Genomic DNA, 17,763 nt, shown 5'->3' on the forward strand with positions numbered 1-17,763 from the left:
TAAATAAATTAGAATCTTGGACATTATAGTATAAATTAATGGTGATAGTAACTTTTTTTGTATTGACATAAATTGCATTAATTAAAGTTAACTAGTTAAACTAAAAAGTCAAGATGAAACATATAATAAGTCATCAAAATATTAAGCAATTGCAATTGATTTCTGCTTTAGAAAGTAGCCAAAGATTTAAAGCTTATCCTGTGCTAAAATGGGCAGGTGGAAAAACAAAATTATTGTCACAAATTCAAAAGCAATATCCATTAAAATTACAACAAGGTTATCTAAAAACTTACATAGAATCTTTTGTCGGAGGAGGTTCTGTTTTTTTTGATATTTACAATCATTTTAATATTGAAAAAGCATACCTTTTCGACAAAAATATTGAGCTAGTTATTTTGTATAAAGTTATCAAAAATAACGCTGAATTACTAATTGACAAATTATCAAAAATTAAAGAAAAGTATCTACATTTAACTGAAAAGAAGAAAGAAGATTTTTACTATCAATCTAGAAACGATTACAATACTTTTGACAAAGAAGCTGATACTAATATTTATAAAAAAAATTGGGTAGAACGTGCCGCTCTAACAATTTTCCTGAACCGTACTTGTTTTAATGGGTTGTATCGAGTAAATCGGAAAGGTTTGTTTAATGTCCCGATGGGTAGATATAAAAATCCGGCTATACTTAACAGCAGCAATATTAGAGCTGTTAGTCAAGCATTTAAAATTGCAAAAATTAAACAATGCGATTTTTCTGAAGTTCTAAAATATGCGGATAAAAATACTTTTATTTATCATGATCCTCCTTATCGTCCTATTAGTAAAACTGCTACTTTTAATGCTTATAGTTCATTAGATTTTAATGATAATGAACAACAACGGTTAAGAGATACTTTTATGGAAGCATCTCAGCAAGGAGCTTATCAAATGTTGAGTAATTCTGATCCAACTAATTACATCGAAGATTTCTTTTTCGATGAATTATATTGTGGATTTAATATTAAACGCATTTTTGCCTCACGGATGATTAACTCTAAGGGAAATGGTCGTGGTAAAGTGAGAGAAATTATTGTCACAAATTATTCAGACTATATCAATAAAATTTAATTCTCATCACTCCTAAATCTCAAAAAATTAACTATGGTGAGAAATAGCTAAGTAAAATAATTTGTAGTTCTCCTCGTTTTTATTCTTACTTCACAACTTTTGTTGTGAAGTAAGAATAAGGATTCCCGAACGACTCACTGTTGCATACCTTAACATTTCTGTATTTTTTGACTAATAAACTCTATTAGAGGTTACTCATTCTTCTTGTTTTTAATGAATTAATGACCATCAACATCCTCTTACTAAATAGATGCAGTATAAACAGGAGCATTTTTTTATTCATTAGCATTGTAGTAAATTACTTTGATTTCTAAATAACTAGGCACTATTTGTATAGTGCCTAGTTATTTAGTTATAGGATAAATCATTAAAATAGAAGAATTAAATGGTAAACCAGTACGAATCACTATATCGTAAGCTTAACTTATAAGTTAAACAAAATAGTTTTCATAATGTCAATTAAATTGTAATATCTCTGTAGCGAGTCATCAATTCAGTTATTTTCGAACCTAAAACAAAAATTCCACAAAAAATAGGGGTACTAAATTAATTATAAGTATTTCTGTTGAATGGAAGTATTGCTGAGAAACTCCTAATGCTGCTTATTTGAGGCTATTGAAAATATCAAGATAGGGTCCGTACAAAGTTGGAGCTATTGATGTTGGTGTAACTAGGCGAGTAGTACGATAAGATAATGACGCTCCTAAGTAATTTTATAAATCAGTCCCCAGTTTATTGACTGCTGAACGAGATAGCTATACTTTGCCAACAGCCGCAACATAGTAACTCTTGTTAACGACTTGAGTGAATGCACGCATACTTCCAAACTTATTCATAATAGTTTAACTATCTAAAATTTTAGAGACAATGCGCGATTTAAAATTCATATTTTGTTTGTTTAAAAACAATTAATAGTAAAAAAGTGATTTTTAGAAAATAGGAAGTACTAACAATGATTACTACTCGTCAGATCCAAGCAGTATATAAAACTAATTCTAGTTAGCTATACAATCGGTGCATTTTTTCTTTTAATAGCTATTAAAAACTTAATCATACAGACTTTAGTTATCTGCGATTGATTAATAAATATCAATTTGAACCAACCCCAAAATTTGACTCTCATAATCACAAAGATGTGGGAATTATCTCCTACCTTTTGAAGGATGTATTAGAAAATAAAGATAGTGTTATGAACAGTTCAGTAATTCCTCTAAAGGATATACAATAAATGTTAACTAAGACAGGAATTATTCACAGCAAATTTAATGCTTCTATTCCCGAGTCAGTTTACTTTCAGCAAATTGAGCCCATCGCTAATACAAAATGACTTGAACTAGGCTATCGATAAAAGTATTTTTCTCGGTCTACAAAACAAGAAAAATTAAGATTGACAGCCCGCCCCGATGACTAAGATCTATAAAGATGTTGATTTCTATGGTTACTGTTTTGGATAAAGGTGACCATGTTAATCACAACAGTAACAACAATTGATTGTTCTAACTTTAAGTTGTTAACGATTTTTTAGATAGCAATGACTAAATACTAGGAATGGTGCTATCTTTAGCTCAGGAATTTAATATTGAACTTGCTGTTACTAGCAATAATACCTAGATCTTACTTTTCAAATTAATCCAGCAAATGAGAATAGACAAAAGCTTGTTTAAGCTTTTTTGAAAAACTCATTTTTTTTCAACCGTTCAACTTATAACAAGGGTTTTTACTTTATGAAAACTTTAGAGGTAATTTATCAACGTCGCTCTGTCAAGGGTTACGATCCCAACCACAAAATAACTCCTGAAGAAGAACAGAAACTTCTTGAGGCAACGATTCAGTCTCCCACTAGTTTTAATATTCAACATTGGCGCTTTGTTATTCTTCGGGATCCAGAATTACGACAAAAAATTCGTAAAGAATTTGGTAATGATCAAGCTCAAATGACAGATGCTTCTTTACTGATTCTATTTACAGCAGATATGAAAGCTTGGCGGAAAAAACCTCAACGTTATTGGCGTAATGCTCCTCAAGAAGTGGCGGATTTATTAGTTAATTGGATGGGGATATTTTATGAAGGACGGGAATGGTTGCAGCAGGATGAGGCTCAACGTTCGATTGGTATGGCAATGCAGACTCTAATGTTAACAGCTAAAGCGATGGGTTATGATTCCTGTCCAATGATTGGTTTTGATATTGATAAAGTAGCAGAGCTGATTAATTTACCAGATGATTATGTCATGGGTCCAATGGTAGCAATTGGTAAAAAAGTCAAAGAGCCTTGGCCTAAACCTGGACAATTACCGCTGGGTGAGTTAGTGGTTGAAAATAAATTTTAAACGGCAGCTTTTAGAAAGAAAAATGTAAGATCTTATTAAAAGTTTTAGACCGCAATTAGGATTTATTTAAATAAAATATGACATTAAATCATCGCGTACAATATAACCAATTCAGCTGTCTTAGTAAGAGGTTCTAATCAAGGTATTAGGAAAATCACTTTAGAATCTTTGATTGGAAATAGAGTAGCTAAAAGTCTATACTGCTGTCCGTAAGGTAAAAAGGATTAAAGTACTTTAATAGATAAATAAATTTGTCCCTACTACTGTTAATTCATCCAATTGTTCCTCCCTCATATTTATGAGACAGCTAAAATCACTCTGGATGTAGAAATAGTGATTGACAATGCTGGCAGATTTAGAGATGGTAAATTATTTACGGACTATATGATTTAACTTTTAAAGTTTTAAATAAATACTAATCTTTATAGCACATTTGTCATGGTTAAGGCCTTTATTTCTGTCCTTGAAGTTAATTAAGACAGTATATTTTGTTAGCTTAATTTTAGTTGTTTATTTACTTAATACAGGCTTCTTTACTTTTCTTCACTTAAAACTCTTATCCTCAAACATTTTAAGTCTTTCTTCTCCAAATTAATTATATTTTTGAGAATTCCCTCATTATAACTGAAATTTATTCTCACAGCGAGTTCACTTTTTTAAAAAGTCCATCCTTGAGATACTTACAAAAGTAAATGCTATTTTCTTAACTAGACAAAGTTTTAAATTTGAAAGGAATGAACTTTTAGTCTTAAGTGAACTAAGATGTGGAGTTAAACAAAGTTTTCTAGAGATTATTTTTATCTAGATTATTTCCCGCCTATTATTAATAGTAAGCCTATTTTTATAATCGAGCAAAGTCTAACTACTTTTAAAAAAGTTAAATTTTAGATCTACACATATTTAGAACATTTAATTTTCATTGCTATTAAGTTTTTCTAGATTCAGAAATCATTGCATAATGATGTATTTTTTTCTGTGAACGTAGTTCCAAATATACCAACAAAGCGTTAATATCAGCAGGGTTAACCCCCCCAATGCGGGATGCTTGACCTAAAGTTAAAGGTCTGATTTTAGTTAACTTTTCCCTAGATTCCATTGACAATGTCTCAATTATCATATAATTAATATTATTTGGTAATGGACGATTACTATGACGACTAATTTGGTCAATTTGGTTTTGTTGGCGTTTCAAATAACCTGAATATTTAATATCGATTTCTGTCCCTTGTTTTTCTACTAAACTAAGTTGAGCATTCCCTAACCCATAGCGATCTAAGTCTACATAATGAAACCCAGGACGGCGTAACAAATCTGCTAAGGTAATTGACCCTCTAATCTTTTGTTGAGTTTCTGTTGCGATGGTAATTCCTACCTTATCCATTCCTTTAATTCTAGTTTCATGCAGACGTTTTTTTTCTATAGAAATACTATTTTGTTTTGTTTGAAAAAGTTGCCAACGACGCTCATCAATTAACCCGATTTTTCGTCCTAACGGTGTTAACCGTTGATCTGCATTATCTGACCTTAAAATTAAACGATATTCGGAACGAGAGGTTAACATTCGATAGGGTTCTCGTAGATCTTTTGTACACAAATCATCAATTAAAGTTCCCAGATAACTTTCCTCTCGTGGAAAGATAATCATCTCTTTATTTTTAACTAACTGAACTGCATTAATTCCTGCTACGATACCTTGGGCAGCTGCTTCTTCATATCCTGTAGTTCCATTGACTTGACCAGCGCAAAATAACCCTTCAATTTTCTTAGTCATCAGGGTTGGATAACATTGGGTGGCGGGAAGATAATCATATTCCACCGCGTAGGCTGGCCGTAACATTGCGCATTTTTCTAACCCTGGAAGGGTTCTTAACATCGCTAATTGAATATCTTCAGGAAGTCCCGTAGAAAATCCTTGGATATAAAGTTCAGGAATATCTCGGCCTTCGGGTTCAATAAAAATTTGATGACTCTCTTTATCTGCAAACCGAACAATTTTGTCTTCAATAGAAGGACAGTAACGAGGACCTTTAGAGTCGATAAATCCACCGTAGATTGGAGATAGGTGTAAATTATCACTAATGATCTGATGGGTTTTGACTGTGGTTCTAGTTAAATAACAGTTCATTTGTTCTCGTTCAATCCAAACTTCAGGATCAAAACTAAACCAGCGTACTTCATCATCAGGGGGTTGAGGTTCTAAATTACGATAATCTACAGATCGTTTGTCCACTCTAGCAGGGGTTCCGGTTTTGAGTCTTCCAGTTTCAAACCCCAATTTATTCAAAGTTTCACTAAGTCCTACCGCCGCAAATTCTCCTGCTCTTCCCGCTTCCATCGATTTATTCCCAATCCAAATACGACCCCTTAAAAAAGTTCCGGTCGTTAAAACAACTGCTTGTGCGCTAAAGCAAGTACCAAAGTAGGTTTCAACGCCGATCACTTGGTCATTTTTTCCTAGGATTAAATCCGTCACCATCCCTTCCCGAATTGTTAAATTATCTTGATCATCAACAATTTTTTTCATTACAGCTGAATATTCCCGTTTATCGGTCTGGGCGCGTAAAGCCCACACTGCAGGACCTCTTGAGCTGTTAAGAACTCGTTTTTGCAGATAGGTACGATCTGCCATTTTGCCGATTTCTCCCCCTAATGCGTCTACCTCATGGGTAAGTTGAGACTTCCCTAGTCCTCCCACTGCGGGGTTACACGGTTGCCAAGCGATTTTATCTAGGTTGAGGGTTAACATTAGGGTGCGACATCCACAACGTGCACTGGCTAAAGCTGCCTCGCATCCTGCATGGCCTGCGCCAACAACGATGATATCAAAGGTGTCTTGGAAGTCGATAGTCATTATATTTACGAAATATTTACGAAAAAAAATAGCCTCTTTGACTTATAGAATAACAAATTTTTAAATTTATCTTATCAATGAGTAATTAATTACTCATTGATAAGATAAATTCAGAGAAAATTATATCTATGGAGATAATTCAAGCCCGTTTATAATGATTTATTTGCCCTCGAGTCAAATAAATCTGAAAGCTAAGTCTCGGTATATTTTAAAAATTTGACTAACTTTTAAGTATCACTTATTGAACTTGTAATCATTTTTAAATGACCCAAGCAACTGATATTTTTTGTTCTTAGTATTAAACGATGAGACTTGGCAAAAATTGTATCTCAGGTTAAGCTCTAAGCGGAATCATAATCTGATCTAAATTTTCTCGTGTGGTGTTGAGAAGTTAATGAAAGCACAGACCCCCCAACTTCGAACTCTTCCCTGGGGCTTACTCTGGGAATTTTTATTACTAACTAGTGCATTGGGCACTTCTGCTGGCCTAGGTTTTGGAGCTGCCATAACGTTAAACCGTCCTGTTGAGCCTGGGGGGACTGTTTTGCATTCGGAACAGTCCTTTCCTCCTCGCCAGGACTGGCCAATTGGCCAAACTGTAGAGACTATCTCACATGGCCAAACTGTAGAGACTATCTCAAAGCGTTAAGTTAAAAGTCGATAGGGGTAAACGACTGTTGACCCCTACTCTGTGTAAATAATTTAGATTTTTGTCGTAGATGAATTAATCAGTGGAAAAAATTCCAAAGATTTCGCTAAATTTTGAGAATTGATGAGATCTTTTGATTCTCGAAGCTTAAAAGTTTTTTGAACAGTCTGAGGTAATTGAAAGGCTCCAAGATACAAAGCAGCAATCAAATCCCGATCCATTCATTCTGTAATGGCATCTCCTTGAAGAAAAATAAGTTGTTTATCCCCAGGTTTTTCCGTTCATACACAGAGTTAAACAATAGTACAGTTCAGCCCACTGTGACCCACTAACTTTTCTTCTCGCCGTTTCGAAATTGAAATTTTGCCGGGTTGATCATCCATGCTGACGGAAATAGGTTCTTTGTCTAAATTGAAGACCGACTGACCTCGGAGGGTAAAACCTGTGGAACTAATTAGGATAAATAGAGAGATCTAGGTTTGACCAAGAATGCTTCTTCGTACTCAAATTTCGTCTGCATCAGTTGCATTGAATAGATCTGAGGGACATTAAATGCCCTTACTTTTGGGATGGTTTCTGCCCGAAAAATAAGAATTAAATTCAGCAAAGAGGATACGAATAGTTTTAAGAACCGTTAGATAAAGATATCGAAGAAATAACGAGATCCTAGACCGCACCACTTGCTCCAACAACGTATAATAAACCTATATTTTATCTCCTTATACTTGTGGTTTTATTACTTAATAACCCAATAAACCAAAATAAGTTTTAAAAACTCAGTCTTTTACAGAAGTAACTCCCCGTTATTAACAATAAAAACATGACGTAAATAAACTGTACAGTTTTCCCCCAGATATATTCTAATTTTACTTACTATTCCAATCACAACATTATCTACCGCACCTCAAATACTTTTTAAAGTTGCGCTAGGATGACTAAAATCAAAAATAATTTTTTCCCTGACCGCAGATACTTTTTTACTATACCTGTCAAATTTTTTATCTCTGAATATTCTATTTTTTTAGGGCTATCCGACACTTGAGATATATAAAATTTTTTCTCTTGATAGTGCTTATCTCAGTTGGTGGTATCTAATTTGACAGGATCAACGCGAGTTCCGGTACAATTAATTACCCTTGAAATATTTTCAACTAATTTATGAAGTTAAAGTTTCGGTACGAGTAATATCTGCTTGAATAAATTTAACTTTTTTGAAAAAACTCTGTCAGCTTTTTAAATATTTTGAGCTAAAGTGCGGATAGCATAATTTTGTCAAAGGAGAAGGTTAACTACTTGCTCACCTATTTCTCCAGGTGCTCCAGCTCCTAAAATTATTGTCATACTTATCTTTCTATCTAGACTTATTTCTAATGTAATAAATCGTTTACTAGCTAAATAATTTCTAAATTATCTGCTACAGAATAGAACAGACGAACTTTTAGTCAGATTTTAATAGTAATTGCAAAATTTTTATAAGAAAAAATAAGGATTAGTTGATATTTATCTTAGTAGGAATACTTTATTTATCAGTAGACTTGATCAGTTGTTTTCTTTAGTTTTAATTAGTTAAAACGGTTAAAATTCAAGGGTAACAATGGCAATCAAATTCACCAACAATCTTGTATAAATAACTGTTTATAACACAGACATTAAATATGATGTATTAGGCAAATTTTTGTTATCAGGTTTAAACTGCAATATAATACACCTTTAGATTAACTTAACTTTTACTTTGAACATAAGTCTCTATAGTTTATCTATAAAAGAATTTTACTTAAATGCCATTTCAAAAGTACTTTTTATAAAAAAGTCTAAAAATAAAGTAAAAAGTATTTTAATCTCTATTTTATTTAGATAACTAAACCTAGCAATAACAAATTTTTTTTTAAAACTAACGAAAACATAACACTTATCAATCATTTTTTAGAGTGTTTAAATTAACTTCAATAAATACTTTAGGGCTAAAAATAATTTACTAAATAGTTATAAATATAACCCAAAATATAAGCAGTCTGAGTGTTTTCTCTTAAATGAACATCATCATAGTCAAAAGTGGGGTTTGGGGCTAAAAATAACATTTTTTAGTAAAGTTAAAAATATTATTTTTTTAGCAGCCATGTTCATCATATCCGATTAGGCTACAGTCAGGGTAAGCCGATAAGATAATTTTTACCATTTCCAATAGCCGAAAAAAGAGGGTTGTATGGGTGTGTTCACTAATGCTGACGACACAGTGTAGATGGAGTTCATCATAGAAAAAAACAAATTGTTTAATTTTTATACAAAAGTGAAAAATGTCAATAATAACCAGTTTATTGGTTAAATAAAGAATAATTAAAATTTGATAGACAAATATGAATGAAGGAGTTGATGAACAAATTCTCAGATGCTAATTAGTTAATGACTCAAAGGCCGTAGCGATAGTTACAATCAACTTTTGCGTAGTCATTGGAAACATAAAAATTGTGTTCTTAAACTTAAGAATGACACTCTTTGATAAACTTGCTCAAGTTGCTGTTTATTTAGAGGGAAGTCATATTTATTTCAGCCAATTTTTTGATTGATTAAGAGTTTGTCTATAAAATATTAATTGCTGGAAGAACGTCAAGTATATTTCTTTATTTCTACTATTAACGCACCATCTTACAATCTTTGGGTAGAATGAAGTGTAATGTTAAGAATTTTATGAAGTCAGAAATCAGAAACTGCTTTTGAAAGATACATTTTTGCCTTGCTCTAAATTTAAAATTAAGTCGAAATACTAGTTTGTTTGAAACCGAGCTATAACAATAGTTATATAAGCAAAAATAAAAATTTTTACCTAGCATATATTTTTTAATAATAGTCCTGGGAATTATCAGTTGTTTATTTAGCATACGTAGTCTACATTTAGAGAATAAAAATTTAAATAATTAGTTGCTTTTTTTGAAAAAATATTAGTTTCTTGTCTTTGTAAGCCCTTGCTTAAATCTCAATAAGTCTAATATGTTAGACTTGATTTAATTAAATAAAATTAAAGCCGTTAAACTTTCTTAGTTTAAATCAATAAGTTATTTATTTTTGCAGTTTAAATTAAAATTTAAACTGCAAAAATAAAAATTATATAGATATTTTTAGCAAAAGTATTTAATTTTACTTTTAATATTTAGATCTGTAGATCAGGCAAATTAATCTTCTCAAGAGATAATGGTAAATAATTATACTTTTATTCACTCTATGGGATCATATATTTTATACTCTGTAATTTCACTACAGGCTTATTTTTATTAAAATTCGTCGCAGAAATATTATTCCACCACAATAAGTCATAATAGAGTACGGAAATTTGTCACTAATTGCACCATGGCTAGAGATCTACGAGAATTTATCAATCAACTTGAACAACGGGGACAATTACGCCGGATTAAGGCATTAGTTGATCCTGATTTAGAGATTGCAGAAATATCGAACCGAATACTACAAGCAGGAGGACCTGGACTTTTATTCGAGAATGTCAAGGGATCAGATTTTCCTGTGGCTATTAACTTAATGGGAACCTTAGAACGCGTCTGTTGGGCGATGAGGATGGAAGAACCTCAAGATTTAGAGACTCTGGGTAGAAAATTAGCCATGTTACAACAACCAAAACCACCCAAAAAAATCTCCCAAACAATTGATTTTGCTAAAATTCTTTTTGATGTGATTAAAGCAAAACCAGGTAAAAGTTTTTTTCCTCCCTGTCAACAAATGGTAATTAAAGGGGAAAACTTAAATCTGAACAGATTACCTTTAATTCGTCCTTATAGTGGGGATGCAGGGAAAATTATTACGTTGGGACTAGTTATTACTAAAGACTGTGAGACTGGAATCCCAAATGTGGGAGTTTATCGTTTACAGTTGCAATCTAAAACTACCATGACAGTACATTGGTTGTCTGTCAGAGGTGGAGCTAGACATTTACGAAAAGCAGCAGAAAATGGTAAAAAATTAGAAATTGCCATCGCTTTAGGAGTCGCTCCCCTAATTATAATGGCTGCGGCTACTCCTATTCCGATAGACCTCTCAGAATGGCTATTCGCAGGATTATATGGAGGGTCAGGGGTGACATTGACGAAGTGTAAAACCTTAGATTTAGAAGTCCCAGCAGATGCGGAATTTATCCTAGAGGGAACTATTACTCCAGGCGAAGTTTTACCTGATGGGCCTTTTGGGGATCACATGGGATATTACGGAGGAGTAGAAGATTCGCCATTGGTTCGCTTTCACACCATCACCCATCGCAAAGAGCCCATTTATTTAACGACATTTAGTGGTCGTCCCCCCAAAGAAGAGGCGATGATGGCAATCGCATTAAACCGTATTTATACCCCGATTTTACGACAACAAGTCTCAGAAATTACGGACTTTTTTCTACCCATGGAGTCTTTAAGTTATAAAGCAGCAATTATATCTATTGATAAAGCTTATCCAGGACAAGCAAGACGAGCAGCTTTGGCTTTTTGGAGTGCATTGCCTCAGTTTACTTACACTAAGTTTGTGATTATTGTAGACAAAGATATTAATATCCGAGATCCTCGTCAAGTGGTTTGGGCAATTAGTTCTAAAGTTGACCCCTCAAGGGATGTTTTTATCCTTCCAGAAACACCTTTTGACACCTTAGATTTTGCAAGTCAAAAATTAGGGTTAGGAGGCAGAATGGGAATTGACGCTACCACAAAGATGTATCCTGAAATCGACCACAAATGGGGAGAACCGTTAGAATCTAATACAGATATATTTACAATGGTTAATCGCCGTTGGGTTGAGTATGGTTTAGGGGATATTATCCTGGATAAAGTTAATGACAATCTATTCGGTTATGACATCAGGTAAATAGGTAGCTCTAAATAAATATTAAGAATGTAAGCTATTTTTTTATATCTCTTTTTTAAAAAATAGGGCGAACATTATATTGTTTAAATATACACTTTTTATGGTAACTCTTTCGTACAAAACTTTGTTCTACTTTTCTGATGGAAATCATATTAATCTTTAAATATATTACCGGCAATTTTATAAATTTTTGGTTGATGTTATTTCCCTTGTACTATAAATCGTTATAAAAGAACAAATATAATTCTTTTCCTTCCCATTCTCTGAATTAAACTTTAAACTAAACTACTTAATATGCGCTGAGTAATTTTTTTAAAAAAATCTACATCTATTCCTTTCCTCTGTAACTTCTCTGAAAATTTCACAATTCTTCTTTTTCTTGAATGCTCTACCTGAACTAAAAATTGTTTTCTTAATTGAATTTTTTTAAAAAATTACTCTATATAGAATTTATTTGACTTTCTATTATCATCTGCTTAAACATAAAATTACTACTTTTATTCTTATTTTGAGCGATATATTTAGGCACAAGTGAATTTATATCTTTCTTGTTTTTAGACATAAATATATCCTTGATAAAGGAAATTAATTATTTAAATAATACTGAAAAAAATATTATTAGTAGTTTTATAGAAAAAAAGTTCTATTTTTTCTATAAAAATTAAAATTTAAACAAAGTCAATATAAGACATTATCAGTTTATAACTAAACTTTAATATCTGTCTGATTAGTGCTCCCATTTTAGAAGATTAATTCCTACTTTTTATTGTTTAGAAAAATTGTAAATCTGTTAGAATTCTTCTTGTTAAGACAGAGTAGCTTTTAAGTTTAAAATGATTCTAGACTATGATCTAGTTGTGATTGGAAATACTCCAGAAGCAGTTAAACTTAAAGTCCATGTTGCCTGGGTTATGGGAGACAAGAACAATAACCATTATACAAATATTGAGCACTATACTCTTGGTTATTTAACTTATCTTGAACAACAATGGAAAATAACAACTCAATGGGATCTTGTTCCTGACTTTTCTCTATCTAATTTTAACCCAACTCATATTAAGACTTGGACGCAACAATTCAAAACCAATTTAAAAGAACAACATTCTCCCGCGGTATTAGCAGCAATGGGGGTAGATGTCATTGTTGAATCTGGAGAATTTTGTCGTTTTCCACAACAAGCTTTCGTCTTACCCCGTCGAAAATTGCGCTCGCGCACTTATCTTATTGCGACTGGTTCTATTTCTCTAATTCCTCCTATTATTGGCCTCTTAGAAGTAGGTTTTTTAACCGCAGAAACCATTTCTTTAGATAATCTTCCTCATGAGATAATTATTCTCAGTAAAACTACCATTGGAATCGAATTAGCCTAAAATTTAGGCTGTTTAGGTAAAAAATTACTTTGGTTGTTGAACAGTCTAATATTTTACCCGAAAAAGATTTTTCAGTTATTTAATTATTTCAAGGACAATTAGAAGCTGAAGGTATACAAATATTAACCAAAAGTTCTATAACTGAAGTAAAAGAAATTAATAAAAGAAAATGGGTAACCGTTGGAAAAAAAGAAATTGAAGCTGATGAAATCATTATAGCTATGGGAAATAAACCAAATATCAAAGGTTTCAATTTAGAAGGAGTAAAAGTTAAATTTACTTTTCAGACAATTAAAGTCAATCAAAAACTCCAAACAACTAACACTAAAATTTATGCTTGTAGCAGTGCTATTGGTGGTTGTAAACCCTCTAATATTGCTAAATATAAAGCTAGTTTTGCCCTAAAAAATAGGTTATTTTTTTTGTTTTAAGGTAAACTACTGTCATCTTTCTTGTGTAACTTTTACTCACCCTACTTTTAGCACTGTTGGACTAACAGAAACAGAGGTAAGACAATAATATAAAACCAATATTATTGCGATTGAAGAATATTTTAAAACCTCATGTAAAGCCAAAATTATGGGGGAAATAACAGGTGTTTGTCAACTTATTATCCAGTGGAATAGAGAGATTTTGGGGTTTCATTTTCTGGGGTTTCAAGCGGAAGAATTAATCGGGATAATTGCGTTGGCTATCAATCGAAAAATCCCTATTCAAGATTTAGCACATCTATTTCCCCCGTCCCTAAGTATTTCTGCGATTTTATCCAAAAAAGTCCATCAGTGGAAAGATAAAAAATCTCAAAAAACCAATTTTTTATGCAAGTTGTCAGAAAAATTATCATGGCTTTTCTAGACTAGCTGTTATTCTTTTAGCGAAGAAAACCGAGTTAACATCTGCTACAAAAATATTAATCAATAGGGTTTCCTGCACGATCATAAACCATGATATCCCATTGACCATCTTGAGCAATCTCAAAAACAACACGATCACCATCTGCATTAATCATAGGGTTACGAACTTCTGCTTGTAGATTTTCAGTGAGGCTACGTTTTTGTTGATTTTGGCGATCATAAAGATAAATATTTGATTTTCCCTGACGACTCGTCGCAAAAACAATGTAGCGGCCATCTTCAGAAATTGAAGGGTGAGAAGCGACTTCATCGAGAGAATTTAGTCCCGGTAAATCAATCAACTGTCGTTTTTGTGCATTAAATAAATAAACATCTTGAGATCCATTGCGATCAGACACAAAAATGATATAGGAAGAAGTGACTTGGGGGGTTAATTCTGAAGAGCGACTATTTAATCCTCTTCCCCCCGGATCAAGGGGAAATCTCAGGAGACGGGGATAACCGCCACAACTATTCAAAAGAGTGGTCAAAATTGCCATCAAAATAAAGACAAAACACTTCACCATTTAAGGGTTAACAACTGAAGCACCATCAGGAATATCTAACTCTATTAAAGGACCGCGATCGAACACTTCAACATCCCATTGACCCAGCTTTGCTGTTTCAAAAACAATATAGCGTCCCTCGGGGCTAATTTGGGGATTTCTTACCCAACTTCGATACCCTTGGGTTAACAATTCGGCCTGTCTGGTGGCGCGATCATATAAAGCAACATCTGGCCGTCCTCGAATACTAGAAACATACACCATATAGCGTCCTGTTCGGCTTAAACTGGGACTGTCGAGAACAACATTATTCTGATTCAGTCCAGGTAAATTGACTAACTGTTTTCCCCGCAAATCATAAAGTAAAATCTGGCTGGTGCCATTACGATTGGAGACTAAAGCCAACCAGCGTCCATCACCACTTAGGGCTGGTTGACCATCATTATAGCGACTATTAAGTCCACCCAAAGCCTGAGAACGGTTAACAAAAGTACAAGAATTCAGCGAACTTATTAAAATTAATAGAACCAAGTAATGCAACGGAAAACATAAACCCAACCTTTTACTAGAAAAAAGTTTGGACGAATTTTCTGGGGCTAATTTTATTGGTCTAATTTTCACTTGAATTAATCTAGATTAATAATCGAAACGGGTAGGATTCGAATCATCATCATAGTGATCACTCTTTGATTCCTGATCAGTACTCGATGGATTTATTTCCTTTCCTAGTTTGCGTTGTGGTTGATTAATAGGTTGATAATCGACATAATCGTCTAATGTAGCCTCCTCAGATGAAGAATTAGGATAATAGTTTTGATCAGATGGGGCATGGAGATGGTGTTTTCTAGAAGATCTAGGAGTAGTTTCTGGAGCTTGAGTGTCTGGACGAGGACGACGGGGGGTGGAACGTTCTTCCCACATATCAGAAGAATCACTCCAGGCATCATATGGTTGAGGGGAGGGTGAACTGGGGCGACGGGGACGACGTTGACGAGTAGGTTCGCGATCACTATAGGATTGAGTCGAGCGACGACTACTCCTAGAACTACGAGGTTCTTCATACCCTCTTAACCGGCGGTTATTAGCATATTTTGCTTCTTCTTCGTAGGGTTCGAGTCGATCCAATTCAGCCTCTGTGTAGACACGGGTTTTACTTACTCGACGCTCATCATCTACGACAGGGAAGTTTCGTCTAGCCTGCTCTGTTGTCGCGCCTCGCAGTCGAATAGTTTCCACTGCAAAAAATATGACTGAACCAGTCAGGAGGAACTGCCCAAACTGCAAAATAGGATCAAGTCGCCATCCTTGAAACAATAGAATCAAGCCACATAATAAACCTACTGCCGCAAAAAATATATCATGATCTCTCGATAATTCAGGACGGACAGACCTTAAAAAATATAAGCCGGCTCCCGCCACTGCCAGAAATATACCAAGAATGCTGGCTGAGTTCAACCCAAAATTTACCATTACCCCTCTCCATTCTCCATTCCTATAGTAGCGAGTTTTGACAAGGGATTTCTACTTTTTACTTCTAGGATATCTAGAGAACATCCCCGTCTTTAAAAAAGTTAATATTTTGATTGGGACAAACGTTTTTACTATAAAATGCCCGGCTGTGTTACTTTAGCCAATAAAAATTGAATCAACTGTGATAAGGATAAGGATAACGACGATAATATTTCTCAAAACCATACTCCACAAGAAGTTCGCTAAATAAAGTGCCATATAATTCTACACTGCTAATTTGGATACGCTTATCTACCTTATCTTAAAGGGTTTTCAAGCAATTACGTTAATGAATTTACTAGCTAGAGATAACCTGAATTAGGGGAGTATCCGAAGTCACTACAAATTTTTAGGAGACAATTGTTGATTAGATTATCTCTCTGTGATGGGAGACCATTTTTGTTCGCTCGGTCCAGTGTATATAGATTTAGGACGAATAATGCGATCTTGTTCAAGTTGTTCAAAACAATGAGCTAGCCAGCCAACCACTCGACTAATTGTGAATGTACTAGTAAATAGGGGCGTAGGAATATCCAGTCCATGCAAAACTAGTGCAGTGTGATATTCAACGTTTGTTTTAATCCTTCGGTGGGGTTTGTATTCCTTAAGTAGCCTTAAAGCAATTCTCTCGACATCAATTGCAAGAGTCCAGAACTTGGAGGATCCCTTGTGGTGCCAAAGATCCTCGGCTACTTCAGAAAGAAGTACCGCCCGTGGATCTTTAACCCGATAAATACGATGACCAAAACCCATTAGACGCTCTCTACTTTCAAATTTATGCCGCAAGTAGGGCTCTATCTCCGGAAATTCTTTGATCTCTAATAACATGTCAATAACTGGCCCCGGTGCGCCCCCGTGAAGAACCCCCTTCAAAGCACCAATAGCTGCAGTTATAGCAGAGACAAAATCTGAGCGAGTTGACATCACTACTCGTGCGGCAAAAGTGGACGCATTGAGTCCATGTTCTACAACTGTGTTGAGATAGATTTCTAGTCCTCGAACATGCTCTGGAGAAGAGTCTTTTCCTGTAAGCATATAGAGGTAGTTAGCTGCATGACCTAATTCGGGGTGGGGAGAAATCACAGTTTTGCAATTGATTAATCTCCAATAAGTCGCAGTAATTACAGGAATTGATGCAATTATCTTAAGTGCACCACTAATCCCTTCCTTATCCATACGATGTGAATGCATATCCATTGACAGGCAACTTACTCCAATCCGCAAGGCCTCTGTTGGCTCAATCTGATTTTCAGCTGCACTCTTTAGGACATCTAATATCTTGGGATCAAGACATCGATGACCTAATAACTTCTCAGTGAGTTCCTCCAATTCACCTTGTGTAGGGAGATGGCTGTGCAGAAATAAAAAAACAATCTCCTCAAAGGAGGCATTAATGGCAAGTTCTTCAAACGGAAACCCTAATATAGTTAACTTACCTAACTGCCCATCGATTTTACTGAGGTGATTGGGAATATTGTCCATATACTTCAAAAATCTGACTGACTGAGATGGATATCACACCACGAACTCCCACATATTGTAGCATAGTCAGATTATATATTTACCACTTAGGTAAAAAGCTTTAAAAAGCTTACCTATTACGTCTTATATCTCCATCCTAGTTAATTGGAATGCGTTATTAGAGTAATTTTGACATCTTCAAAAAAACCATCTTTGTAAGGCGACAAAAGCCAT

12 protein-coding genes are annotated in these 17,763 nt (G+C 34.0%); 7 read left to right on the plus strand and 5 right to left on the minus strand.

Annotated features, from left to right (window positions below; translation table 11 throughout):
• Nucleotides 1–113 precede the first annotated feature (113 nt).
• Entirely contained in the window at nt 114–1,109 is a 996-nt protein-coding gene (locus P3F56_RS01870) for a DNA adenine methylase (protein ID WP_281153078.1), read from the plus strand.
• A gap of 1,724 nt (nt 1,110–2,833) precedes the next feature.
• Nucleotides 2,834–3,439 carry a nitroreductase family protein gene (locus P3F56_RS01875; protein WP_281153079.1) on the plus strand — a complete coding sequence of 202 codons (606 nt, stop codon included), beginning with the start codon at nt 2,834–2,836 and terminating at the stop codon, nt 3,437–3,439.
• Between the two features lie 925 nt (nt 3,440–4,364).
• Here P3F56_RS01875 and mnmG read toward each other — a convergent pair.
• The gene (gene mnmG, locus P3F56_RS01880; RefSeq protein WP_281153081.1) at nt 4,365–6,290 is read right to left on the minus strand and encodes a tRNA uridine-5-carboxymethylaminomethyl(34) synthesis enzyme MnmG; all 1,926 of its coding nucleotides are present in this window, start codon (nt 6,288–6,290) and stop codon (nt 4,365–4,367) included.
• A 394-nt stretch (nt 6,291–6,684) separates the two neighbouring features.
• Here mnmG and P3F56_RS01885 point away from each other — a divergent pair, with 394 nt between their 5' ends.
• From P3F56_RS01885 to P3F56_RS01905, 5 genes are all read left to right on the plus strand, one after another.
• A complete protein-coding gene (locus P3F56_RS01885; protein ID WP_281153083.1) occupies nt 6,685–6,939 on the plus strand; it encodes a hypothetical protein in 255 nt (84 codons plus the stop codon).
• Between the two features lie 3,342 nt (nt 6,940–10,281).
• Nucleotides 10,282–11,790, plus strand: coding sequence for a UbiD family decarboxylase (locus P3F56_RS01890; protein WP_281153085.1), 1,509 nt, complete (start codon nt 10,282–10,284; stop codon nt 11,788–11,790).
• Between the two features lie 833 nt (nt 11,791–12,623).
• Nucleotides 12,624–13,160, plus strand: a complete 537-nt coding sequence (locus P3F56_RS01895; protein WP_281153087.1) for a hypothetical protein — start codon at nt 12,624–12,626, stop codon at nt 13,158–13,160.
• Nucleotides 13,161–13,297: 137 nt separating this feature from the next.
• Entirely contained in the window at nt 13,298–13,591 is a 294-nt protein-coding gene (locus tag P3F56_RS01900) for an FAD-dependent oxidoreductase (protein ID WP_281153679.1), read from the plus strand.
• Between the two features lie 109 nt (nt 13,592–13,700).
• Nucleotides 13,701–14,015 carry a hypothetical protein gene (locus P3F56_RS01905; protein ID WP_281153680.1) on the plus strand — a complete coding sequence of 105 codons (315 nt, stop codon included), beginning with the start codon at nt 13,701–13,703 and terminating at the stop codon, nt 14,013–14,015.
• A 55-nt stretch (nt 14,016–14,070) separates the two neighbouring features.
• On the opposite strand, the gene P3F56_RS01910 is transcribed toward P3F56_RS01905, so the two are convergent.
• From P3F56_RS01910 to P3F56_RS01925, 4 genes are all read right to left on the minus strand, one after another.
• Nucleotides 14,071–14,553 carry a TolB family protein gene (locus P3F56_RS01910; RefSeq protein WP_281153089.1) on the minus strand — a complete coding sequence of 161 codons (483 nt, stop codon included), beginning with the start codon at nt 14,551–14,553 and terminating at the stop codon, nt 14,071–14,073.
• 27 nt (nt 14,554–14,580) lie between these two features.
• Entirely contained in the window at nt 14,581–15,078 is a 498-nt protein-coding gene (locus P3F56_RS01915) for a TolB family protein (protein WP_405054773.1), read from the minus strand.
• A gap of 117 nt (nt 15,079–15,195) precedes the next feature.
• Nucleotides 15,196–16,029, minus strand: coding sequence for a Ycf66 family protein (locus P3F56_RS01920; protein WP_281153093.1), 834 nt, complete (start codon nt 16,027–16,029; stop codon nt 15,196–15,198).
• 411 nt (nt 16,030–16,440) lie between these two features.
• A complete protein-coding gene (locus P3F56_RS01925) occupies nt 16,441–17,550 on the minus strand; it encodes a citrate/2-methylcitrate synthase (protein WP_281153095.1) in 1,110 nt (369 codons plus the stop codon).
• Nucleotides 17,551–17,763: the final 213 nt, after the last annotated feature.

The sequence above is a fragment of the cyanobacterium endosymbiont of Epithemia clementina EcSB genome, assembly GCF_029919255.1.
Taxonomy (GTDB): domain Bacteria; phylum Cyanobacteriota; class Cyanobacteriia; order Cyanobacteriales; family Microcystaceae; genus Rippkaea.